The organism is Sulfurisphaera javensis (genome assembly GCF_041154675.1).
Taxonomy (GTDB): domain Archaea; phylum Thermoproteota; class Thermoprotei_A; order Sulfolobales; family Sulfolobaceae; genus Sulfurisphaera; species Sulfurisphaera javensis.
Genome location: NZ_AP031322.1, coordinates 1,171,330 through 1,194,972 on the forward strand (window position 1 = coordinate 1,171,330; position 23,643 = coordinate 1,194,972).

At 32.0% G+C, this 23,643-nt stretch carries 25 protein-coding genes and 1 tRNA gene; 12 read left to right on the forward strand and 14 right to left on the reverse strand.

Annotated features, from left to right (window positions below):
- Positions 1-2: 2 nt before the first annotated feature.
- Positions 3-257, reverse strand: a complete 255-nt coding sequence (locus ACAM25_RS06290; protein ID WP_369611460.1) for a DNA-directed RNA polymerase subunit H — start codon at positions 255-257, stop codon at positions 3-5.
- A gap of 55 nt (positions 258-312) precedes the next feature.
- Positions 313-1,533 (reverse strand): NADP-dependent malic enzyme, encoded by a 1,221-nt coding sequence (locus tag ACAM25_RS06295; protein ID WP_369611622.1) that lies wholly within the window; start codon positions 1,531-1,533, stop codon positions 313-315.
- Between the two features lie 149 nt (positions 1,534-1,682).
- On the opposite strand from ACAM25_RS06295, the gene infB reads away from it, so the two are divergent.
- Positions 1,683-3,491 (forward strand): translation initiation factor IF-2, encoded by a 1,809-nt coding sequence (infB, locus tag ACAM25_RS06300; RefSeq protein WP_369611461.1) that lies wholly within the window; start codon positions 1,683-1,685, stop codon positions 3,489-3,491.
- Here the strand turns inward: infB and ndk are convergent.
- Both ndk and ACAM25_RS06310 read right to left on the reverse strand, forming a co-directional pair.
- A complete protein-coding gene (gene ndk / locus ACAM25_RS06305) occupies positions 3,463-3,906 on the reverse strand; it encodes a nucleoside-diphosphate kinase (protein ID WP_369611462.1) in 444 nt (147 codons plus the stop codon). The two genes, infB and ndk, sit on opposite strands and share 29 nt — an antisense overlap.
- Positions 3,906-4,091 (reverse strand): 50S ribosomal protein L24e, encoded by a 186-nt coding sequence (locus ACAM25_RS06310; RefSeq protein ID WP_369611463.1) that lies wholly within the window; start codon positions 4,089-4,091, stop codon positions 3,906-3,908. The genes ndk and ACAM25_RS06310 overlap by 1 nt, the downstream gene beginning before the upstream one ends.
- Before the next feature lie 66 nt (positions 4,092-4,157).
- Here ACAM25_RS06310 and ACAM25_RS06315 point away from each other — a divergent pair, with 66 nt between their 5' ends.
- The 6 genes from ACAM25_RS06315 to ACAM25_RS06340 all read left to right on the forward strand — a co-directional run bounded on the left by ACAM25_RS06315 (position 4,158) and on the right by ACAM25_RS06340 (position 8,652).
- Positions 4,158-4,409, forward strand: a complete 252-nt coding sequence (locus ACAM25_RS06315; protein ID WP_369611464.1) for a 30S ribosomal protein S28e — start codon at positions 4,158-4,160, stop codon at positions 4,407-4,409.
- Between the two features lie 4 nt (positions 4,410-4,413).
- Positions 4,414-5,064: a uracil phosphoribosyltransferase gene (gene upp / locus ACAM25_RS06320; protein WP_369611465.1), complete on the forward strand. Its 651-nt coding sequence runs from the start codon at positions 4,414-4,416 to the stop codon at positions 5,062-5,064.
- Between the two features lie 34 nt (positions 5,065-5,098).
- Complete coding sequence (gene gatB, locus ACAM25_RS06325; RefSeq protein ID WP_369611466.1) at positions 5,099-6,520, forward strand: Asp-tRNA(Asn)/Glu-tRNA(Gln) amidotransferase subunit GatB; 1,422 nt, start codon at positions 5,099-5,101, stop codon at positions 6,518-6,520.
- 86 nt (positions 6,521-6,606) lie between these two features.
- Positions 6,607-7,314 carry a phosphoribosyltransferase family protein gene (locus ACAM25_RS06330; RefSeq protein WP_369611467.1) on the forward strand — a complete coding sequence of 236 codons (708 nt, stop codon included), beginning with the start codon at positions 6,607-6,609 and terminating at the stop codon, positions 7,312-7,314.
- Positions 7,311-7,892 carry an MBL fold metallo-hydrolase gene (locus ACAM25_RS06335; protein WP_369611468.1) on the forward strand — a complete coding sequence of 194 codons (582 nt, stop codon included), beginning with the start codon at positions 7,311-7,313 and terminating at the stop codon, positions 7,890-7,892. The genes ACAM25_RS06330 and ACAM25_RS06335 overlap by 4 nt, the downstream gene beginning before the upstream one ends.
- Before the next feature lie 118 nt (positions 7,893-8,010).
- A complete protein-coding gene (locus ACAM25_RS06340) occupies positions 8,011-8,652 on the forward strand; it encodes a 2,5-diamino-6-(ribosylamino)-4(3H)-pyrimidinone 5'-phosphate reductase (protein WP_369611469.1) in 642 nt (213 codons plus the stop codon).
- On the opposite strand, the gene tes is transcribed toward ACAM25_RS06340, so the two are convergent.
- From tes to purB, 4 genes are all read right to left on the reverse strand, one after another.
- The gene (tes, locus tag ACAM25_RS06345; protein WP_369611470.1) at positions 8,647-10,395 is read right to left on the reverse strand and encodes a tetraether lipid synthase Tes; all 1,749 of its coding nucleotides are present in this window, start codon (positions 10,393-10,395) and stop codon (positions 8,647-8,649) included. The genes ACAM25_RS06340 and tes overlap by 6 nt on opposite strands.
- Before the next feature lie 69 nt (positions 10,396-10,464).
- Positions 10,465-11,382 (reverse strand): thiamine-phosphate kinase, encoded by a 918-nt coding sequence (locus ACAM25_RS06350; RefSeq protein ID WP_369611471.1) that lies wholly within the window; start codon positions 11,380-11,382, stop codon positions 10,465-10,467.
- A 10-nt stretch (positions 11,383-11,392) separates the two neighbouring features.
- A tRNA-Thr gene (locus ACAM25_RS06355) sits at positions 11,393-11,490 on the reverse strand.
- A gap of 33 nt (positions 11,491-11,523) precedes the next feature.
- Positions 11,524-12,888, reverse strand: coding sequence for an adenylosuccinate lyase (purB, locus tag ACAM25_RS06360; RefSeq protein WP_369611472.1), 1,365 nt, complete (start codon positions 12,886-12,888; stop codon positions 11,524-11,526).
- Between the two features lie 29 nt (positions 12,889-12,917).
- Here purB and ACAM25_RS06365 point away from each other — a divergent pair, with 29 nt between their 5' ends.
- The 5 genes from ACAM25_RS06365 to ACAM25_RS06385 all read left to right on the forward strand — a co-directional run bounded on the left by ACAM25_RS06365 (position 12,918) and on the right by ACAM25_RS06385 (position 18,504).
- The gene (locus ACAM25_RS06365; RefSeq protein ID WP_369611473.1) at positions 12,918-13,919 is read left to right on the forward strand and encodes a formate--phosphoribosylaminoimidazolecarboxamide ligase; all 1,002 of its coding nucleotides are present in this window, start codon (positions 12,918-12,920) and stop codon (positions 13,917-13,919) included.
- The gene (locus ACAM25_RS06370; protein WP_369611623.1) at positions 13,916-14,965 is read left to right on the forward strand and encodes a formate--phosphoribosylaminoimidazolecarboxamide ligase family protein; all 1,050 of its coding nucleotides are present in this window, start codon (positions 13,916-13,918) and stop codon (positions 14,963-14,965) included. Before ACAM25_RS06365 ends, ACAM25_RS06370 begins: the two co-directional genes overlap by 4 nt.
- Positions 14,966-15,080: 115 nt before the next feature.
- On the forward strand, positions 15,081-16,088 hold the full coding sequence (locus tag ACAM25_RS06375) for an adenylosuccinate synthetase (RefSeq protein ID WP_369611474.1): 1,008 nt from the start codon (positions 15,081-15,083) through the stop codon (positions 16,086-16,088).
- 12 nt (positions 16,089-16,100) lie between these two features.
- Complete coding sequence (locus ACAM25_RS06380) at positions 16,101-17,501, forward strand: NAD(P)/FAD-dependent oxidoreductase (RefSeq protein WP_369611475.1); 1,401 nt, start codon at positions 16,101-16,103, stop codon at positions 17,499-17,501.
- A 37-nt stretch (positions 17,502-17,538) separates the two neighbouring features.
- Positions 17,539-18,504 carry an Lrp/AsnC family transcriptional regulator gene (locus ACAM25_RS06385; RefSeq protein ID WP_369611476.1) on the forward strand — a complete coding sequence of 322 codons (966 nt, stop codon included), beginning with the start codon at positions 17,539-17,541 and terminating at the stop codon, positions 18,502-18,504.
- Here the strand turns inward: ACAM25_RS06385 and ACAM25_RS06390 are convergent.
- The 6 genes from ACAM25_RS06390 to ACAM25_RS06415 are packed head-to-tail and all read right to left on the reverse strand — an operon-like array spanning position 18,467 to position 23,641.
- On the reverse strand, positions 18,467-19,279 hold the full coding sequence (locus ACAM25_RS06390; RefSeq protein WP_369611624.1) for a prephenate dehydratase: 813 nt from the start codon (positions 19,277-19,279) through the stop codon (positions 18,467-18,469). The genes ACAM25_RS06385 and ACAM25_RS06390 overlap by 38 nt on opposite strands.
- Positions 19,280-19,320: 41 nt before the next feature.
- Positions 19,321-20,535 (reverse strand): threonine ammonia-lyase, encoded by a 1,215-nt coding sequence (gene ilvA / locus ACAM25_RS06395; RefSeq protein ID WP_369611477.1) that lies wholly within the window; start codon positions 20,533-20,535, stop codon positions 19,321-19,323.
- A gap of 26 nt (positions 20,536-20,561) precedes the next feature.
- Complete coding sequence (locus ACAM25_RS06400) at positions 20,562-21,077, reverse strand: HIT domain-containing protein (RefSeq protein ID WP_369611478.1); 516 nt, start codon at positions 21,075-21,077, stop codon at positions 20,562-20,564.
- Positions 21,078-21,107: 30 nt separating this feature from the next.
- Entirely contained in the window at positions 21,108-22,073 is a 966-nt protein-coding gene (radA, locus tag ACAM25_RS06405) for a DNA repair and recombination protein RadA (RefSeq protein WP_369611479.1), read from the reverse strand.
- 54 nt (positions 22,074-22,127) lie between these two features.
- The gene (locus ACAM25_RS06410) at positions 22,128-22,655 is read right to left on the reverse strand and encodes a hypothetical protein (protein WP_369611480.1); all 528 of its coding nucleotides are present in this window, start codon (positions 22,653-22,655) and stop codon (positions 22,128-22,130) included.
- On the reverse strand, positions 22,634-23,641 hold the full coding sequence (locus ACAM25_RS06415) for an RsmB/NOP family class I SAM-dependent RNA methyltransferase (protein ID WP_369611481.1): 1,008 nt from the start codon (positions 23,639-23,641) through the stop codon (positions 22,634-22,636). The genes ACAM25_RS06410 and ACAM25_RS06415 overlap by 22 nt, the downstream gene beginning before the upstream one ends.
- Between the last annotated feature and the right edge of the window lie 2 nt (positions 23,642-23,643).

The window sequence follows — 23,643 nt, forward strand, 5'->3', positions numbered from 1 at the left end:
GATCACCCACTTATAACATACCTATATACAACTGCTTCTCCAGAAAGTGGACTTTTCCTTGTTATTTTAATTATATCACCAGGCTTTGCTCCTATCATTTTTGCTATAGGATCAGAAGCTCTTATCCAAGGTAACTGTTCTGGTCTTATACCTAATTCTTTAAGAACCTTATAAGCTTCTTCAACACTAAGGACCTCATGTTTAGGAACCAGCTCATACTTACTCGGATCTATCTTTACTTTAGATGAAGAACGCATAATAATTCACCAAACTAAGTCGTAATATCTAAGTAGTTCTAACTACTTAAAAAAATTATGTTAATGAGGAAAGAAGTTTTCTTGCGTTATTAATAATGTCTTTAGCAGAATTATAAAGTTCATCATAAGATAAAGATACTCTTGCTATCCCTTGTTGTATTGCTTTTACCCCTACTGCAGCTGCAACTCTTGGATATACTTCCCATTCAGTCATTTTAGGAATTATATATTTTTCATTAATTCCTTTCTCTCTTGCAAAAGATGCTAATTCCCTAGCAGCTTCTATTACCATTTCATCTGTTATGGTTTTTGCTCTAACGTCTAATGCCCCTCTAAATACAGCTGGAAATATTAATGAATTATTTACTTGGTTTGGTAAGTCGCTTCTTCCGGTAGCCACTATTCTAGCTCCAGCTTTTTTAGCATCATCTGGCCAGATTTCTGGGACTGGATTTGCTAATGCAAACACTATTGGGTCCTTATTCATTAATTTTATCCATTCTGGCTTTATTACACCCGGACCAGGCTTAGAAGCTGCAATTAATACATCTGCACCTTTGAATGCCTCTTCAATTGTTTTAACCCCACTCTTGTTTGTTTTCTCTAGAAGTTCATATTTCCATGGATTCTCTAATTTCATATTATCCTCATCATCTCTACCCTTATATAACGGGCCACGGCTATCTATAACTATCATATTTTCAAAAGGAATACCATACTTATAGAGGAGTCTTGCTGTAGCTATGTTTGCCGCTCCGGCTCCATATAGAATTACTTTTACATTTCTAGGATCTTTGCCCGTTATCTCCAATGAGGTTATTAAACCGGCTAGCGTTGCACCAGCAGTACCTTGCTGATCATCATGCCAAACTGGAATTTGCAGTGTCTGTCTTAACTTATCTAGAATATAGAAACATTTCGGTGATTCTATATCTTCTAAATTGATTCCACCAAATGCAGGTTCTAAAATTTTTACAGTTTCTATTATTTTATCCGGATCCTTAGTTCCAATAGGAAGAGGAATTGCATCAACTCCTCCTAAATACTTAAATATTAAAGCTTTCCCTTCCATTACTGGCATTGCAGCTTCTGGTCCAATATCTCCTAAACCTAGCACCCTAGTACCATCAGTGACTATAGCAATCGCGTTCCATCTGTAAGTGTAATGAAATGATAAGTCCTTATTCTTTGCGATTTCCCTTGATACTGCTGCAACTCCTGGGGTATATAAAACGGCAAAATCATCAATTGATTTTACTGGAACTTTAGGTATCATTTGTATTTTTCCTTTATATTTAGAAGAAATTTCAATTGCCTTTTTATCTAATTCACTCAATGTAATAACACCATTATCTTAACTAAATATAAGATTAAATTTTTTGAGCATGAAATAGATATCAATGTAGTTTTAATAGGTGAAAGCTTATGTCTACACAATTACAGAGTAGAAGATTAAGACAACCAATAGTTGTAGTATTAGGACATGTAGATCATGGTAAAACAACACTTCTAGATAAGATCAGAGGAACAGCAGTAGTAAAGAAAGAGCCTGGTGAGATGACACAAGAAGTTGGAGCTAGTTTTGTTCCTACAAGTGTAATTGAAAAAATCGCAGAACCTCTAAAGAAGATCTTCCCTATAAAACTCGAGATACCGGGGTTACTTTTCATTGATACTCCCGGACATGAGTTATTTAGTAATTTAAGAAAAAGGGGAGGAAGCGTTGCTGATATTGCAATTTTAGTAGTTGATATTGTTGAAGGATTTCAAAAGCAAACGTATGAATCGTTAGAAATCCTAAGAAGTAGAAAAGTCCCATTCTTAGTAGCCGCTAATAAGATTGATAGGATTCCAGGGTGGAAAACAGCAGATACATATTCGTTCTTAGAAAGTTTTAAAGCACAAAGAAAAGACGTGCAAACACAATTAGATAATTACGTGTATAGACTAGTAGGCCAATTAGCTGAATTAGGATTTAATTCTGATAGGTTCGATAGAATAAAAGACTTTACTAAAACTGTAGCAATTGTTCCAGTCTCAGCTAAAACTGGAGAAGGAATAGCTGAGTTACTTGCGTTACTCGCTGGTCTAACTCAGAATTACATGAAAAGCAAGTTAAGATTTGCTGAAGGACCAGCAAAAGGTGTGATCTTAGAAGTTAAAGAATTACAAGGATTAGGCTATACTATCGACGTAATAATTTATGATGGAGTATTAAAGAAGAATGATACAATAGTTCTTGGTGGATTAAATGGGCCAATAGTTACAAAAGTTAGATCTATTCTTGTTCCAAAACCTTTACAAGATATTAAAGTAGTTAAAACTGACCTTACGCAAATTGATGAAGTATATGCGGCAGCTGGTGTAAAGATCTATGCTCCGGACTTAGAAAATGCATTAGCCGGTTCTCCTTTATTTGCGGCCGAAAGTGAACAACAAATAGAAGAATATAAAAAGATTATTCAAGAGGAAATTTCTAGTGTTAAATATTATAATGCAAATATCGCGGGAATCGTAATAAAGGCTGATAGTTTAGGTAGTCTTGAAGCTATAGTTGAAGGATTAAAGCAAAAAAATATTCCAATTAGATTAGCGGATATAGGACCTATAACTAAAAGAGATATTACAGAGGCAGAACTGACATTACAAGAATCTAAAGAATATGCAATAATAGCGGCATTCAGAGTTAAGCCGTTACAAGGAATAGAAGTACCAAATAAGGTAAAGTTAATTTACAGTGATATAATATATCAGCTAATTGATGAGATAGAAAAATATATAAACGAAATAAGAGAAAGTGAAAAGAGAAGAACTTTAGATAGTTTAGTTTTACCAGGTAAGTTTAGAATAATTCCCGGATATGTATTTAGAAGAAGCGATCCAGCGATTGTTGGTGTGGAAGTTTTAGGAGGAATTATAAGGCCTAAATTCCCAGTTATGAAGAAAGACGGCAAGCGAGTTGGTGAGATCCTTCAGATTCAAGATAATAAGAAAAGTGTTGATAGAGCAACTAAAGGTATGGAAGTAGCAGTTTCAATTAAAGGTAATATAATGGTTGGAAGGCAGATTGATGAAGGAGATATACTCTATACTGACGTTCCGAAAGAAGATTTAGAAATCTTAGTAACTAAATATAAGGATATAATAACTGATGATATGAAAGAAGTGATAAAAGAGATAATCAATATAAAAAGAAGCGAAAACCCTACATATGGGCTTGGACTACAGTTGTAACTAATTCTTCTTCCTTAAAGAATATACTCATTTCTCTTTTTGCTTTTTCTTCGCTATCAGATGCATGAATAACGTTTTCAGCTTTACTTAAAGCATAGTCTCCCCTAATTGTCCCTGGAGGCGCTTCCTTAGGATCAGTATTTCCAATCATTTTTCTTACTACATTTACTGCTTCGTCTCCTTCAATAACCATACATACAACTGGTCCAGAAGTTACATAATTTATTAGCTCATCGAAGAAAGACTTTCCTTTATGTTCTTCATAAAGTCTTTCTGCTATATTTCTATCCATCTTTACCATTTTTAAGCCTATGATCTTTAATCCTCTTTTTTCAAATCTTGAAATTATTTCACCTACTAAATTTCTTCTAACTCCATCAGGCTTAATCATTACAAAAGTTCTTTGAATAGCCATTATTTACCACCTATATACGCCTTTGTCCATTTCAATTTTTTAGGATCTCTATGTAGTTTTAGCATTGATTTCCTACATTTATTTGAACAGAACCATAATATGCTACCATCATTTCTAACATACATTAATCCAGTAGCTGGTGGAATTTCTTTTCCGCAAAAGCTACATTGTCTAACTGTAGGCATCTCATGATAATACAGAGAGTGAAGTATTTAAGTGAATTGGTGTTTGATTACTAAGGGATAAGAAAAATGAGTGAGAAAGAAAAAGCTCAGACTCAATCATCTATAATAGAGGAGTTTGGATTTCCAGCTGAAGTAATTCAAATTCTTGATAGAACTGGTGTTACTGGCGAAGTTACTCAAGTTAGAGTTAGAGTCCTTGAAGGAAGAGATAAAGGTAGAATACTTACTAGAAATGTTAAAGGACCAGTAAGATTAGGGGACATACTTATACTTAGAGAAACAGAAAGGGAGGCAAGAAAGCTAACAACCAAGAGGTAAATATATGCCACTTATTGTTTTGTCTAAACCAATCACGTTACATTTTTTAACACAACTTAGGTCTAAAAATACAGATCAAATTACATTTAGAAAAACACTTGTTAGATTAGGTAGAATAATTGGCTATGAACTTCTTAATATGTTAGATTATAACATTGTGGAAGTTGAAACACCTCTAGGAGTAAAAGCCAAAGGTGTTTACATATATGATTTAGAAAATATAGTAATAATAAATATACTTAGAGCTGCTACACCTTTAGTTGAAGGCTTACTTAAAGCTCTACCCACAGCTAGACTAGGAGTTATAGCTGCTAGTAGAAGAGAAAAGCAAGTTGATTCTGGTTTTCCACGAGAAATGGAAGTAGAAATATTTTATAAAAAAATCCCAGAAATTACTAAAAAAGATAATGTTATAATAGCAGATCCTATGATTGCTACTGCAAGCACAATGTTAAAAGCATTAGATATGATAAAAGATAAGGAACCTAAGAGAATCTTTATAGTTTCTATAATCATCTCTGAATACGGAGTAAAAAGAATATTAGAGGAGTTTCCAGACGTAAATATAGTAACTATTTCAATAGACCCAGAATTAGATAATAGAGGATATATTATTCCTGGATTAGGAGATGCTGGCGATAGAGCATTTGGTTAAACATTTTTATCTTTAATTACTTTCATGAATAAATATGGTTAAGATAGGATTAGAAGTACACGTTCACCTTACTTCACTTAAAACTAAACTATTTTGCTCATGTCCTAGTGATTACACTGGAAAAGAACCTAATACAAACGTTTGCCCAGTTTGCCTTGGCTTACCTGGTGCAATACCAGTATTAAACGAGAACGCTGTAAAATCAGCTATAATGGTCGCCTTAGCTATAAATGCAGAAGTTGCAAATACGTTAGTTATGGTAAGAAAACACTACTTTTATCCAGATATGGCAAAGAACTATCAGATTTCTCAATATGATGGGCCAGGCAGTATTGCTATAAGCAAAGGAGGATACTTAAAACTGAGAGAAGGAAAAGTTGTAAGAATAAGAAGGATAAACATTGAAGAAGATCCTGCAAAAATAATTTATCCCACAGGATCTATGTTAACTAGTAGATATACTCTTCTAGATTATAATAGATCTGGTATGGGACTCCTTGAAATCGTAACTGAACCAGATATGACAGAACCTAAGGAGGCTAGAGAGTTCTTAGAGAAATTAAGATCTATCCTTGAACATTTAGGCATATGTAATTGTGATCTAGAGGGAGCAATGAGGGCAGATGCAAATGTTTCAGTAGAAGGAGGGGAAAGAGTAGAGATTAAAAATATTGGATCACCTAAAGAGGTAGAAGAGGCTTTAAAATATGAGATAGCTAGGCAAAAAGCAGCAATAGCTCAAGGATTACCAGTTAAAAGAGAGACAAGACATTGGGATTCAGAAAGAAAAGTCACAGTACCTACTAGAACAAAAGAAGCTGAAGAGGATTACAGATATTTTCCAGATCCAGATTTACCACCTTATCCTATAACTCCCGAGTACGTAGAAGAAATACAAAAAATCTTGCCTGAACTACCAGATTTAAGAATCCAAAGATTAGTAAAACAATACGGTATAACGGAATATGATGCTACAGTACTAGTTATGGATAAAGCACTAGCTGATTTGTTCGAAGCTACAGCTAAAGAATATAAAAACTATAAAAAACTTGCAAATTTACTCATAAATGATTATTTGAGATGGCTTAATGACAAGAACTTAAGGCCTTCTCAGTCTAAGGCTGGAAGCCAACATTTAATAGAGTTATTAAAACTATTAGATGAGGGAACAATTACAATAAAAATAGCAAAAGAAATTTTACCTGAAATAGTTTTAGAAGGAAAAATGCCTTCTGTAATAATTAAAGAGAAAGGACTTATTGCTTTAAAAGACCAAGAATATCTTGAGCAGATAATAAATGAAGTTATTAAAGAAGAGCCAGAAGCAGCTGAAAAAGCAAAGAAAGATCCTAAAGTTATCAACTACTTAGTAGGAAAGGTTATGAAAAAGACTGGAAAAAGAGCAGATCCTCAACTTACTAATGAATTAATAAAGAAAATTTTAGGAATTAGCTAATCACAGCGTGGGTTTTTCATCACATAATCAGTACTTAAAACCCCGTTCATCAGAAATATAAGGAAGATGGTGATATTTATTTGAATATGCAAAAAGACAAGGATTTAAGACTAAGACTAACAGTTGTTGATTTACTTAAAGAATTAAAGAACAGTTTTACGTATAAGGAGCTTTCAAAAATATTTAATATTCAAGAGAGTCTTTTATGCAGATATGTTAATGGAGCAACTATACCTAGTGAAGTTCATGCTAAAGAGATTTTAGACAAGTTGAAATCAAAAGAGTTCTTAACAAAATTTTTACTTAATAAAATTGTTATTCATGAGGATGGATATATAGATACTTCCGGTTTACTATTTTATCCCAATTTACTTAAAATATTAATAGAAATTTATTATCATAGATTTTTTGAAACAAAAAATATAACTAAAATTGTTACTGTAGCTGTAAATGGTATTCCTTTTGCTACATTAACAGCTGAAGCTTTGGCTAAACCTTTAGTAATTATTAAAAAACATAAAGATTCTATATTTATTGATTATATAGATGAAAGCCTAAAAGAATCTGATGGAGTAGTTACTTCTATATTTTTGAGAAAAGACTATATAGTAAAAAGTGACAAAATACTTATTATTGACGACGTAATAAGAAGTGGTAAAACAATTATTACTGCTTCTAAGTTAGTTAAAAAAGCAGGAGCTGACGTAGTGGGAGCACTAGTAATAGCTACTGTTGGTAATGAGTGGACTAGATACATTAATAATATTATAGTGAAACCTCTATTTGTATTATGATAGCTAGAATATCAAAAGACGTTTACTCGATTAAAGGAAATTACAATGTTTATGTCATAGTAAATAAAGATACTTCAATACTTATAGATAGTAGTGATGGAACAGATTATACTTTAATTATAGAAGGAATAGAAGAAATTTTAACTAGATATAATACTGAAATTAAGTATCTTATACTAACTAGTCATTATGAAGAAGTAGCTGGTGGTGCTTATTATCTTTCAACTAGCTTAAGGATTCCTTATATAATTGCAAGTAGTGAGGATTCAATTTCAATAAGAAAAGGAAGAGGAAAAAGAAGTAACTATAATCCGGTTAATATTAACTTTGAAATTAAAGAAGGAAGAGGAAAAATTAATAGTTTAAATTTTATTAAATCTAGATCTCCTTCCCTGGGTTCTCTCCTTATAATTTATAGTGATATTATCTTCAGCGGTGTTAATAAGGTATCTGGTATTATGAACAAGATAAATTATATATGTGATATTAATGATTGTAAAAAGGTAGAAGAGTTTTGGTATTTGAGGAAAAATGCGACTCTTGTGGAAGATATACGGAAACAAAGTATTGTGGAGTAAGAAAAATTAACGTATGTGTAGATTGTTGTTTGCTCTGTAACATAAGGAGCAAGTGTGAATTAAGAGTATGGTTTCACGAATTAGTACCAAAAATATCAATTAAAGGGAATATTCTAAAATGAGACCTTATATTATTATTTTTAGCACTATGACAATAGATGGTAGAATAGCATCAAAAGACCATTACAGCGAACTGAGTTGTCCTTACGATAAAATGAGACTGCATATCGTAAGAAGCGAAGTAGATGCAGTATTAGTAGGTTCTAATACAGTAAAGATAGATAATCCAAAACTTACTCTTAAATACGCTAAAGGTAAAAATCCCATTAGAGTAACTATAACTACAAGTTTAGATATAGATCTTAATTCCAACATTTTTATAACTCCGCCTTTAACAATAGTATACACTAGTTACTCCACCTTTATTAAAAAGAAGAATACCATTAATCAACTTGAAACCAAAGGAGTTCTAGTTAGACCTTTAGAAAATTTATCTTCTTGTGAAATTGCAAAGGACTTGTACGAATTAGGAATAAGAAAACTGTTAATCGAAGGAGGAGGAAGAACTATCTGGAACTTTATAAAAGATAACTGTTATGATGAATTGAGGATTACAATTTCACCAAAAATCTTCGGAAATGGAGTTTCAGTTGTAAATGGAGAAGGGTTTAAAGGAAGTGAAGCCCCTAATCTGGAATTAGTAGATTACAAATTATGTGAATGTAAAAAAGAAGTCCACTTAATATATAGAAGATTATAAGAATAGTTTATATGTTAATTGATATATTTCTCCTTGCTCTAATCTTGTAGCATTTCTTTTGTATTTCATCATATCTCCTATACTATTTTCACCATGTTCTTTTATCCATTTATCTAAAGGAATCTGGTATTCTTTTAGTATTTTATCTCTATATAGATCATTTAACACATTATATGTACAGAATGGTATAACTCTTCCATCTGGTGTAACGTAATGAATGTCACATCTCATTACTCTTTGTATATCATAGTTATATAAGTCCATGAAATGCATTGTTCCTAAGAATAATGTTCTATAATGCCATTCACCTAATGCCTCATAATTATGATTAACAATTATGTTGTAAAGCATCTTATAGACATCGAAATCTTTAGGTCCTTTCTCTTTATCAATGAACTTCCTTAAATTATAAAGTAATTTAATTCCAATCCAATACTTATTTCCACCTTCTCTTAACTCTTCAGTTTTCTCCTTCAAATATTCAAGTAGTCCTTCCAAATCAATAAACTTAGATATAGGTATGAAATGAGGCTCACCATTTCTCCACTCAACATAAACATAAGTACCCGCACCACAACTTGGATGATTTGCCATTTCAAATTGTTCTTTTCCAGTTAATGCTTCAATTAATTTTGAAAACACTACCGAAGTTCCTATTGGATACCAGCTATCTCTAGTTATTTCTCCATCTGTCTGTTCTTCAATAGCTTTTAATACTTCTGGAATAGTTATTCTGAACTTATTTCTCATGTTTCTCTTCATCATTCCAGTCAAACTAACTGGTTGGAAGTTTACTGATCTCACTACATCTAAATTATATGCAGCGAACTTAACTATGTTACCTAGATCTTGATCATTTACAGTCTTTATTACAGTGGGTACTAAGACTACGCTTGTCATTCCAGCTTTTCTAAATACTTCCAATGTATAGGGTACTTCCCAATGGTTCTTTGGATTTGTCCTTCTATTAGTTCCATCAAAACTCATATAAATTGTATTTACTCCAGCTTCCCTTAATTCTCTTGCATATCTTATCGCTTTTTCAGGATCTTCAAAATACATTTTAGCAAAAGTTCCACCCCAAGTGTTTAATTGAATATGTTTAACTCCACTTTCTCTTAAAACTCTAACAATTTCTATAAGGTCTTCTCTTAATGTTGGTTCTCCCCCAGTAATCTGTATAACCAATGTAATATCTTGTCTCTTTAACTGATTAACCATGAACTTTATTTGTTCTAATGTTGGTTCAAATACATAACCAGCTTTCTCAGCAAAGAAGAAACAGTACCAACAAGATAAATCACATCTGTTAGTTATTACTAAGTTAACTAATGCTGAATGTTGATGATGCATTGGACATAATCCGCAGTTAAATGGACAAGGAGATTTTAGATCTACATAAGGAACTTTTGGACCTTTACCTTCATATTCCCAATAATCAAACTTATAATATAAACCAACATCACCATAATACAAATCCTCAAACTCACCATGATCTGGACATATTTTTCTAATATATAATTTATCTTCTTTTTCAAAAATTACTGCAGGAAGTAATCTATAACAAACAGGACACAAAGAGCTTGTAACCCTAACAAGTTTTTCATTATCAGCTAATTTTGGTAATGGCCCTCCTATTTTTATTTCTCTGTCCCCAAATTTCACAATGCCGTTTTCAAATTTTGAAGGAGCTGGCAGTAGTCTAAATCCTCCTTGTGGTTCCTCTTTTGAAGTTTGCGCCATAATGTATCTACTACTACATAAAGAACAAGCTATATATAAACAATTTCACCGTATACACCAACAATTAGGTTAAAACCATCCTGTAAAATTATCCCAACCAGTTTTTTTAATAAATTGGTTATTATATTCTAAAGTAGGATTTGAAATTATTTCACCTATTATTTGGGGTGAAAAACCTAAATAATTCATAAAATCCAAAATTGATTCAGCTTGAGTTCTATCTACAACTAAAATTGTTTCGTACTCTTCACCAGAATACTTAAGCAAATCTTCTTCCTTAAGTTCATATTTTCTTATTTTTCCCAATATATATGGAGGAAAAGGGAAGCTATACATTTTTATCCCTTTTTTAGATCTTTCTATAACGTTATATAATGATATAACTAGACCATCACTAATATCTGTAGAGTAGTGAATTGAATCACAATAAGTAGCGAAAAGCTCGCTTAGCCTCTTATTAACTATTGGATGTCTAATTTTATTCTTCTCTATATTACTAATGCTAATTTTCCAATTATTAAGATATGATAAAAAAACTAAAGAAGTATAACCAATAGGATTTGATATTATAAGTCTGTCTCCTTCCTTCACGTTTTCAGCTTTTTTGTAACATATAGCTTTTCCTATGACTGTAACATCTATCCAACCATTTTTAGAGGAGTTTAAATCTCCACCAATATAAGAAGCATTATAATAATCACTAGCGTCTTTAATTCCCTTTATTATATCTTCGATTTTTTGAACATCTTCCTTCCTTATACCTATAGATGATAAGACAAATGTTGGAATTCCTCCCCTCGATAATATATCACTTATAGATGCTACAACAGATTTCCAACCTATGTCATAAAAATCCATAAAATTAAACGTATAACCTAACTGAAAGCCATCAATTTTATACATGTTTTTATTTTCATCTACATAAACATCATCATTTACGTAACTATACTTACTTATTATATTTCTAATTATTTCGTGTTCAGACATTTTAATCACAAGCCGCCGCGGGGACTTGAACCCCGGACCACCGGCTATCTTGGATCCTATTTCAAAACCTTACGAGGCCGGCGCTCTACCTAACTGAGCTACGGCGGCATTATATTATCTGTTTATAAATTAATAAAATTTTTACGATTGTTCTACGATGCTTTTTGCGTAGGAAATTGCTCTTTGAATTAATTCCTTATAGCTCCCTAGATAATTATAAGGATTTAAAGATTCTATAATTTTTTCCCTGCCAAGTATTTTTACTATTTCATCACTATTTAACGCAACTTCAAGCAATGATTTCCCTTCTTTTTCTGCCTCTCTGGACAGTTTCATAACCATCTCATGAGCTATATGTCTAGGTATATTAGCTTGAGTTAAACTTATCATTAAGCTTTCAGCCATGATAAGGCCTTTACTTAACTCAAGATTTTTTCTCATGTTTTCTGGGTAAATTTTTAAATTAGATAGAAGTGATAACATGCTATCTAACATTTCATCTATTATTAAGAACGCATGTGAAATTATTATTCTTTCAGAGGAACTATTAGTTAAATCCCTTTCATGCCATAATGGTATATTTTCTAGTTCAGAAACTATTAAACCCCTTAGCACTTTAGCCAATCCACTTATTTTCTCTGCAGTTACTGGATTCTCCTTATGAGGCATAGTACTACTACCAACTCTTGTTTCAGCTGAACCTTCGGCTAATTCTAATATTTCTGGTCTCATCAATTCTCTTATTTCTAATGCTAGTCTATCGAGTTGAGAACCTAAAATAGCTAGGTCGGAGATTAATTCTGCAAACCCATCTCTTGGAGCAATTTGCGTAGAGATCTCATGTGGTGGTAAACCTAAATATTCGGATACATATTTTTCAATTTCTAAGCCTTTATCCTTCCAACTAGCCATAGTTCCTACTGCTCCAGCAAATTTTATCTTAAGTACTCTTTTACTAGTATCATTAAGTCTTTCAAGTGACCTAGAAAACTCGTATACATAATTTGCAAACTTAAACCCTAAAGTAATGGGCAAAGCGTGCTGACCATGAGTCCTTCCAACCATAACAAGCTCTTGATATTTTTGTGAGTATTCTATTAAAAGTAAAATTATTTTCTTTAATTTATTTTTTACAATAGTTATAGCATCTTTAAAAATTAATGCATTAGTAGTATCTACTATATCGTAACTTGTAGCACCAAAATGAATGAATTTGCCAGCCTCACCAGAAAGTTCGGCTAAATGAACAGTTAATGCCATCACATCATGCCCTAGCTTTCTTTCTAGATTGCTAACTCTTTCTGGATCAATTTTGTCTATATTTTTATCTACAATACTAACATCTTCTTCCTTGACTAAACCAATTTTTGATAGTGCATATAGTAATGCAACTTCTACTTTAGCCATTCTTTTAAGAATACTTCTCCTTTCAAAAAGTTCTCTCATTTCTTTACTTCCATATCTCCAGTCTAAAACACAGATAGAATCTTCCACAGCACTAATCATTTATAAGTAGTATAAGTGATTTTTTATTAATGTATATACTAACAATTGGTAGTCATTCATCATTACAAATCTTACATGGAGCTAAAAAAGAAGGATTTAAAACAGCTTTAGTAACGCCAGAAAAAAGAGTCAAATTCTATAAACAGTTCAATTTCATAGATGAAGTTTATGGTTATAAAAATGAAGATGAGGCTGTTAATTATATTAATAATTTCGAGAAAAATGGAATATTAATTCCTCATGGTAGTTTAGTAGAGTATGTAGGGCCAGAAAGAGTAAGTAGAATAAGAACTAAAATTTTTGGAAACAGGAATCTTTTCGAATGGGAAGCTAATCAAAAGAAGAAAATGAGCTTACTTAAAGCTGCAAAGATAAAAATCCCGGAACAATTTGAAAGCCCAGAAGATGTAGATAGATTAGTAATTGTCAAACTTCCCGGAGCTAAAGGTGGAAAAGGATACTTTATTGCAAGAAATAAGGAAGAAGTAAAAGAAGGATTAAATAAATTAATTGAACAAAAAATGATAAAAAATTTAGATGATGTGATTATTCAAGAATATGTAATCGGCGTACCTATGTATTTTCAGTTCTTTAATAGTATCATGTTAAACCGTTTGGAGATAATTGGAATAGATATAAGATATGAGACGAATATTGACGGACTAAGAAGACTACCACCAGATATTAGAGTTGACCCTACTTTAGTGGTAGTTGGCAATATTCCTGCTGTAGCTAGAGAAAGTTTATTACCAACTGTATTTGAGTATGGAGAGAACTTTACACAAACTGTTAAAGAATTAGTTCCGCCTGGAATGATAGGACCTTTCTGCCTTGAGTCGGTAGTTACTGATCAGGGTGATATAGTAGTTTTCGAGTTTTCCGGAAGAATAGTTGCTGGGACAAATCTTTATGTTAACGGTAGCCCTTATAGTTGGCTATATTGGGATGAACCAATGAGTGCTGGGAGAAGAATAGGGAGAGAAATTAAATTAGCATTAAATTCAAATAAGCTAAATATGGTATTAACATAATGGTTAGAATTGCTGCTTTAGCTAGTCATTCTGCCTTAGATGTATTTGATGGAGCTAAAGACGAGAACTTTGAAACTATAGGACTCTGTAAAAAAGGAAGAGAAAGGCCATACTTAGAATTTAAAAGAATAGTTGACGAATGTATAGTTCTCAATGATTTTAAAGAAATAGCTTCAGAAAAAATAGATAATTATTTACTTTCTAGGGATGCAATAATAGTTCCTAATAGAAGTTTAGCAGTATATGTAGGATATGATAATATAGAAAAAATGAAAACAAAGTATTTTGGAAATAAAAAAATGCTAAGATGGGAAGAGAGAACTGGAGAGAAAAATTATTACAAATTATTGGACGAAGCTAAAATTAGAAGACCTAGGATATTTAAACCAGAAGAAGTTGAAGGAGCTGTAATAGTAAAATTGCCCGAAGCAAAAAGAAGAGTTGAAAGAGGTTTTTTCATAGCAGTTAATAAGAAAGATTTTGAGGAAAAACTTGACTCTCTTATGAAAAATGGAATAATTGATGATGAAAGCATAAAAACAATGGTAATAGAGGAGTATATTTTAGGAGCTCATTTTAACATAAATTACTTTTATTCCCCAATATTTAATAGAGTAGAACTTTTAAGTATAGACAGAAGGATCCAAAGTGATCTAGATTCATTTTATAGATTACCTGCTGAAGTACAACTTAAATTAGGAAGATTACCAAGATTCATTGAAGTAGGCCATGAGCCAGCAACAATAAGAGAGAGTTTATTGGAGAAAGTTTTTGAAATAGGTTATGCTTTTGTAGAAGCAACTAAAAAACTTGAACCACCTGGAATAATTGGCCCATTTACCTTACAGGTCATGGTAACTCCAGAATTAGATTTAGTAGTGTTTGATGTAGCTCCAAGAATAGGTGGAGGTACTAATGCTCATATGGGGATTGGAAGTCAATACTCCAAACTTTACTTCGGAAAGCCTTTAAGCCTAGGAAGAAGAATAGCCATTGAAATAAAAGAAGGAATAAATAACGGAAATATTCACAAAATTCTAACATGACGTTTTTTAGGTAAGAAGGAATTATTAACAACCTTATTATTAGCTATTTATAATTATAAATTATCGTGAGCTAAGTTTATATATTTATATGAGAGATTAATCAAAACGGTGTTTCATGTTAAATATTCTAGTAGGAGGATTTTTTGGCGATGAAGGAAAAGGAAAAGTTGCTGCATATCTTGCATTAAAAGATTCACCAAGCTTATCAGTAAGAACTGGTTCGATTAATGCAGGCCATACTGTAACCTACATGGGTAAACAATGGAAAGTGAGAATAATTCCATCAGCATTTATAAATAGATCAACCTTTTTAGCTTTAGGCCCTGGAGCTTTAACGTCTATAGAAGTTTTAATGAATGAAGCAAAAGAGACTAATTCTTTAGATAGATTATTTATAGATCCTCACGTGGGTATTATAACTGAAGAAGAAGTAAAAGAAGAACGAAATGACGAATATCTTATGAAAAAGATAGGAAGTACTGGTCAAGGTGTAGGATATGCGGAAGCTAAAAGAATTTTAAGGAAACTTAAACTAGCTAAAGATTTCGAAATCTTATCTAAATATATTGTTAATATACCTAGTTTATTATTGGAAAAATTAGATAAAAATGAAAATATATTAGTTGAAGGTACTCAAGGATATTATTTAAGCTTGTATCATGGAGAATACCCTTATGTAACTAGTCGAAATACCTCGTCTTCTGGTATTTTAAGTGAAATTGGAATAGGTCCGAAGTACGTTGATCATGTAATAGTTGTTTTCAAATCATATGTAACTCGAGTAGGTGAGGGGCCCTTGGAAGGAGAATTAAGTTGGGGGGAGGCACAAAAATTAGGAATAGCAGAAATTGCAACTGTTACTGGAAGAAAAAGAAGAAGTGCCCCATTTAATATTAAATTGGCAAAAGAAGCAGTGAGGGTAAATTCAGCAACACAGATAGCAATTACGAAATTAGACGCTTTATTCAAGGAAGCTAAAGGAGTAAGAGAATATTCAAAGTTACCTTCTGAAGCAAAGAAGTGGATAGAGAATATTGAAACTGAACTAAAAGTACCAATAACATTAATTGGGACTGGAGAAGATGCATTAGATATGATAGATCTTAGAAAAGAGAAAATATGAGAGGTGTTATACATGTATTATGATGCAACAATTATAGGTGCAGGACCAGCAGGTTTGTTTGCAGCTTATGAACTAGCGAATTTAAACAAAAATGGAGCTAAAATACTATTAATTGATAAAGGTACAAGACCATTAAAAAGAGTGTGCCCGCTATTAAGTCCTAAGGAAAAATGTACTTTTTGCAATCCATGTCATATTACTTATGGTATAGGCGGAGCAGGAACTTATAGCAGTGGAATTATTAATTTAAGACCAGATATAGGTGGAGAACTGCATGAAATTATGAGAAGCTGGGATAAAGCTCAAGAACTGATTGATTATGTAGATCAAATTTTAGTAAAGTTTGGTGCTCCTAAGGATAGGTTCTTTGAACCTAATATGGAAAAAGTAAAGGAAATTCAAAGAAAGGCAGCAAAAGTTGGTGCTGAATTTATTCCAATAAGACAGAGACACATAGGTACCGATAAAACTCCAATTGTAATAGAAAATATATTGCAATATATAGAGAGCAAAAATGTTAAAGTAGCAGAGTTAACTGAAGCAATAGAAATAGAGAAAAAAGGATCAGAATTTGTAGTTAAGACAGACAAATTGGGTGAAATAGAGACTAAAACTCTACTAGTAGCTCCAGGAAGAGCTGGCGCAAAATGGTTCTTAGACCAAGCTAAAAAATTAGGAGTAGACATGATACCGGGACCATTAGATATAGGAGTTAGAGTTGAAACAGAAGCTTTTGTTATGGAAGATTTAACTTCAGCTGTCTGGGATCCTAAAGTAGTAATGTATACAAAGAAGTATGACGATAAAGTAAGAACGTTCTGCGTAAATCCTGGTGGGTTTGTGATGAAAGAAGTATATGATGATGGTACAATAGGTGTTAACGGGCAAACTTTTGCTGATAGGAAAAGTAAAAACATTAACTTCGCCTTCTTGACAACAATAAAGCTTTCAGACCCTCTAGAAGATACTATAGAATATGGTAAAAGCATTGCAAGATTAATGACTAGATTAGGAGGAGAAAAACCAATTATTCAGCGTTTAATTGATTTTGAAAAAGGAAGAAGAAGTACTTGGGAAAGAATAAATAGATCCACTGTAAAGCCTACTTTAAAAGATGTAACTCCAGGTGATGTAAGTATGGGTCTACCTTATAGGGTAGTTAGCAATATAATAGAAGGTTTAGAGAGACTAGACAACTTAGCCCCTGGAATATACTCTTCTAATACTTTACTTTATGCACCAGAAATAAAATACTATAGCATGAAGGCTGTAGTAGACAGCAATATGGAAACTGTAGTAGATAACTTATTTGTAGCTGGTGACGGAGTTGGTTTATCAAGAGGTATAAATGTAGCCGCAGCCACTGGAATATTAGCTGCAAGAGGAATAGCCATAAAGTTAGGACTTTTATAATAGCAGTTTTTTAGCTCTTGTATGATTATTTTATCTTATGGAGTTATCAGATATTGATAAAAGGCTTGTCATGGAACTTGAGTATCATTTTCCTTTTAGTGAAAGGCCGTTTAACGAGATTGCAGAAAGGCTAGAAATAAAAGAGGAAGAAGTTATAAATAAGACTAAGGAACTTCTTGGAAACGAGATAATAAAAAGAGTTGGAATGTATGTCAATTTTAGAGCAAAAGGGATGGAAGGCGCTTTAATAGCAACAGAAATACCAATAGAAAACCTTGAAAAATATAGAAAATTAACGTTAGCTATAAAAGAGTTAACACATAATTACATAAGAAATCACCCAAAATATAATGTATGGTTTGTATTAAAAGCTGAAAATAAAGATAAGCTAAGGGAGGAAGTTGAAAAAATAATTAAAGAAAGTGGTGGAAAAGATTATGTTATTCTATATTCTAAGAAAACATTAAAATTGAGTGTAAAGTATGATATCATACGAGGAGTTTCTTATAGCGAACCAGAAGAAATCCATGAAAAAATTCCTACTGCAGAAGAATTAGGAATATCTAAAGAACTATTAAAGGACTTATCATTACCCTTACAAATCACTGAAAGACCGTTTAAACAAATAGCGGAAAAATATAACATGAAAGAAAGTGAACTAGTCGAGTTAATAAAAGAGTTAAGAGAAAAAGGAGTTATCAAAGATTATGGGGCTACAATAAATGGAGAAAAAGTTGGAATCAGAGAAAATGCAATGATGTTATTAAACTCTGAAGATATAGAATCATCTTGTTATAATTTAGCTAAAAACTTAAAGGAAGCTACTCATGTAGTACTTAGAGAATCAGATAAGAAATGGGATTACTTATGTTATGCTATGATACATGCAGCTAATAAAAAAATAATCTTTGATGTTGCAAAAAAAGGAATTGAAATAACCAAGGCAAAAAGTTATATGCTATTATTCAGCCTAGATAATTTGAAGCCCGGTATTGTAATCTAGAGAAAGTTCCTTTTATTTTAAGCGTTGTTACTAAGTTTTGTATTTTAGCTAAAGTATCTTTAACTTTTTCATCTTCTAAGTTTCCCTCAAACTCTAAGTAAAAATAGTATTGCCAAGGTATGCTTTTTAATGGCCTTGAATAAATCATTGTTAAATTTATCTCATTTATGTAAAATTTCTCTAAAACTCTATACAGCGAACCTGGCTTATGAGGAACTGTAAACATTAGCATGGTTTTATTTCCATATGTAGTAAGTTTTTTGGAAATAACTATAAATCTTGTTATATTTATACTATCATTTATATTTTCTAACAATATTTTTAAATTGTATAATTTAGCTGCATATTCCGAACATATTGCTGCTGAATATTTCTGCTTTGAAGCATATAGGGCAGCTGTGGAAGTACTTTCTACTGGAATAAAGTTCGTTAAATTATATTTGCTTAAGGTCTCTTTTGATTCATTTATAGCATGAGAATGAGAATAAATTACCTCAATATCATCAATAGAATTCACTGAGGGATTTACAGCAAGTACTAATTTTATTTCCTTTTCTATTTCATAATTTACATAAATATCATCAAATTTGAATAAATTATCTAAAGTTTCATGTACAGGACCTTCTATGCTATTTTCTATTGGAACAACACCAATAGAGTTTTCATTAGAAATACTCATAAATACCTCCGTTATTGTCTTCTTAGGAATCTTATTACCATCAAATATGTCTGCAACTTCGTTTGTGAAACTTCCTCTTGGGCCTAAATAGTAAATTCCATTTGGATCAAGGTTCTATTACTTTACTTATATAAAAATTATTCGATTAACTTAGCTTCAATTCCATCTAATGATAAATTATAAATGAAATCTGATAATGCCTCACCACTTGGCACTTCAAACATGACGTATATTTTAGTATAACCTGGTTTCACATCACTACTTATTCTATCATGAATAACATCTATTACATTACCTCTAATTTGAGCCACTCTACTTAGTACTTTGTTTAGATAACCAGGTTTATCTGGTACAATTACTTTTACTTTGACAATTCTCTTATTTTTGAATAACATTTTATCAATTATTCTAGAAAGAACTGAAAGATCTATATTTCCTCCACTTAATATTGGAACAACTTTACTATTGGGAGAAACTCTAACTTTACCAGATAAAAGAGCAGCAAGTGATGCGGCACCAGCACCTTCTACTAAAGTTTTATTCCTCTCTAAAAGATATACAATTGCATTAGCTATTTCTTCATCGTCAACAAGAACTATATCGTCTACTAATTCCTCAATTATATTGAACGTTATCTCCGAAGGAGATTTTACTAAAATACCATCAGCTATTGAAAATGAAGGTTCTATTTCAACTAGTCTATGTAAATCTTTTGAAACTTTCAATGATGGAGAAGCCGAAGATTGCACACCAATTATTTTAGTTTTTGGGCTTTTTGCTTTTATAGCTATTGCTATTCCAGATATTAACCCTCCTCCACCTATAGGTACTACAACAACATCTGGAGTATAAGGTAATAATTCTAAACCTAAAGTACCTTGGCCCAAGATTACGTTTATATCACCATATGGATGAACTAATATTTTTCCTTCTTCCCTTATTATCTCTTCAGCTTTTTTCATACTTTCATGCAAAAATTGCCCATAAAGGATTACCTGGGCTCCATAACTTTTTGTTGCTTGATACTTAGAAATAGGTGCAGTTTCTGGCATTACAATAGTAGCTTTAATACCTAATACCTTAGCTGCATAAGCTACTCCTTGTGCATGATTACCTGCAGAAACAGCTATAACTCCTTTCTTCCTTTCCTCTTCGCTTAAACTTGTTAATTTAGAAAACGCACCTCTTACTTTAAATGAACCCGTTTTCTGCAGATTCTCTAACTTTAAATATACTTGTGAATTAACCATATCGGAAAAAGTTTTTGAGAAATCTAAAGGAGTTTCATGAATATATTTTCTAATTCTATCTTGTATTTTAACTATTTCATCAAAATATTTTATATATGACATCAGGAAAACCCTGCACTCATCATTAGTCAGAGATCGAGGGCCTCTTCACTAAGTATTTTTTCTATTTCTGGCTTTAATTTATTATATGTATCTTCTAACATTTCTGGAAGAACTTTAACTCCCCCTATCACTGGCATAAAATTAGCATCACCATTCCATCTAGGCACCAAATGAACATGTACATGTTGATCTATTCCAGCACCAGCAACTCTACCTATATTTATACCAACATTAAATCCATCCGGAGAATATACTCTTCTAATAGCTTTAATACTAGCTTTCAACAAATGATTTATTTCTAGAATCTCTTTGTCATCTAATCCTTCAATAGAACTAACATGTTTGTAAGGTACTATCATAAGATGACCAGGGTTATATGGAAAAGCATTAAGTATTATATAAGAGAATTTACCTCTATAAAGAATCCAATTTTGTTTGTCCTCATTTTTTGAAATTACATCACAAAATAAACAGGAAGTTGACTTATTTTTAGAAGCTTCAGAGACATATTTTGATCTCCAAGGAGCCCAAAGAACATCCATACATGAAGATATAATGGCAAAAATTAAAAATTACTCTTCAGCATCTCTAACTCCTTCTTCCGTGATAGCAAACACTACCTCTCCTTCTGGTAAATGTGGTGCATCAACAATTCTAGCTATTCTCTTATTACCTCTACTTTTCTTTAATTGAACTCTAATACCGGGCACGTGATAAAGCGTATGTCCGCCTACAGCAACTGTAGGGTCTCCATAAAACATATCTGGCCTGGCCATAACTTGGTTAGTTATTATTACAGCTAAATCGTACATTTCAGCTAATCTTACTAATTGATGTAAATGCTTGTTAAGTTTCTGCTGTCTAACTGCTAAGTTTTCTCTACCCGGAAATTCTGCTCTAAAGTGAGAAGTAATAGAATCAACTATTACTAATTTTATTGCGGGATCTTTTCCAATAAGTTCTTGAAGATCATCAACTATTGCCATTTGATGATCACTATTTATTGCTCTCATATAGTAAATGTTATTCATCGCACTATCTGGTTCTAAACCAATAGCCTTTGACATAGCTTCTATTCTCTCCCATCTAAATGTTCCTTCAGTATCAATATATACAGCTTTACCTCCTAAACCACCTTTTTCTAATGGTAATTGAACGTTAACACTTAACTGATGGCATAATTGAGTTTTACCAGAACCAAATTCCCCGAAAAACTCTGTCATTGTTCTAGTTTCTATTCCTCCACCAAGTAATCCATCTAATGCTTGGCTTCCAGTAGTTATTTTTTTTGTGTTAATTCTTTCCTTCTTTACCTCTAGTGCTGTTTTAAATCTTATATCTAAAGCCTCACGTGCCTCTTTTATGATTCTTTGTGCAGTTGTTAAAGGTATACCAGCAGCTACACTTAGATCTTGAGGAGACGCTACAGCTACAGCTTCTAATGAGGAATATCCAGCTTCAATGAGTTTATTTAAAATACTTTGCCCTACACCTGGAAGGTCTGAAAGGCTTTTAACTTTTTTCCCATCAGATGACATTTAGTTCACCTTACTTTCTAAATGAATTCCTTCTCACTTACACCTAATAAACTTTTATCCGCCCTTCCTTAAATACCATCCTATATCTAATTCTGGTATTATCTTAACCTTATTGTTCTCTTTTTTTACTGTTACATAAGCTATAAATTCTCCATATTTATTGATAGCTAAATAGTGTTTTTCCTCTATTTCTTTATTTACTATAGTTATTGGCTTACCATATGTTATAATTTCACTCATTTTTTCGTTTAGAACAATTTTATTTTTACATATTTTAATTAGGTATCTTGATAAAGGCAATAGTGGCTTAACGTTACCAGATTCAGTTATCATCAGTATGGGTTCACCTAAACTATAAGGGAACATATTAATCTTATTTAATTCTAGAAGAAATATGTCAGTATTAATTGATTTATCAATTATTTCTACGATAGAATACTTAGACTTAAACATAAATATCTCTTTATTTTCGAGAAAGGAATACTCTTTTTCACATTTATATCTCTCAAAAATTTTATTGATATAGTTTAAAATTCTATTTAATGAAATTTTTTCCGCTATTATTCTTTTATTATCTTGCAAATAAAAAACCCCTCAGTACCACTCTTATGTGGATAAAATCTGATACAATTTCTTAAACTTTCATCAAATTTAATGCCATTATATTCAGTTAGTCCACTTATTGCAGGATAACCAGAAATTTTATCTATTTTTACATTATAGTTTTCAACTAGATAATTTACTACAGCCTCGTTTTCCTCTGGTGCTACACTACATGTCGAATAAACCAAAACTCCGCCCTCTTTTAATACTTTATATGCTGTATCTATTAGCCTTAACTGAGTGTAAAAGAATTCTCTTAAATCATCAATAGTGGTTTTAGTTTTCCTAGAGGGATCCTCTGGTATTAAACCTTCTCCACTACAAGGAGCATCTAATAAAATTTTGCTAAATTTAGCATTCAATTTATTCAAAATAGTTGCATCGGCCCTAAGCAATATGGTATTCTTCACTCCCATTCTATTTATGTTAGAATATAATGATCTTATTCTCTCCCTAGACTTTTCAACTGCTACTATTATACCACTGTTTTGCATTAATTGAGCTAATTGAGTAGTCTTACCACCTGGGGCAGCAGCCATATCCAATACAAAATCTTGACTAGTTGGATTAAGGACATAAGCAGGAACCATTGATGCAAGACCTTGAATATAATAATATCCAGATAAATATTCTATTGTTGCACCTAAAGAAGGTCTTGGAGGAACAGATTTTACAATATATCCATGTTTTAACCAGTGTACTTTCTCTAGCTCAAATCCCTTTTCTCTCATTCTTCTTTCTAATTTTTCACAACTTATAAGCAAATCATTGCATCGTATACTCTTTCTTAACGGATATGAGCAACTGTATAAGAACTCTTCCGTTTCATTATCTCCCATAATTTTAAGATACCTTTCAATCATGTAATCTAAGAATTTATATTTACGTGCAAGTCTAATTGCCTTAAAGCTAGGTGAGACGAAAAACAAATTATTATATTTTTTTATATAATCTTCAATTGACATAA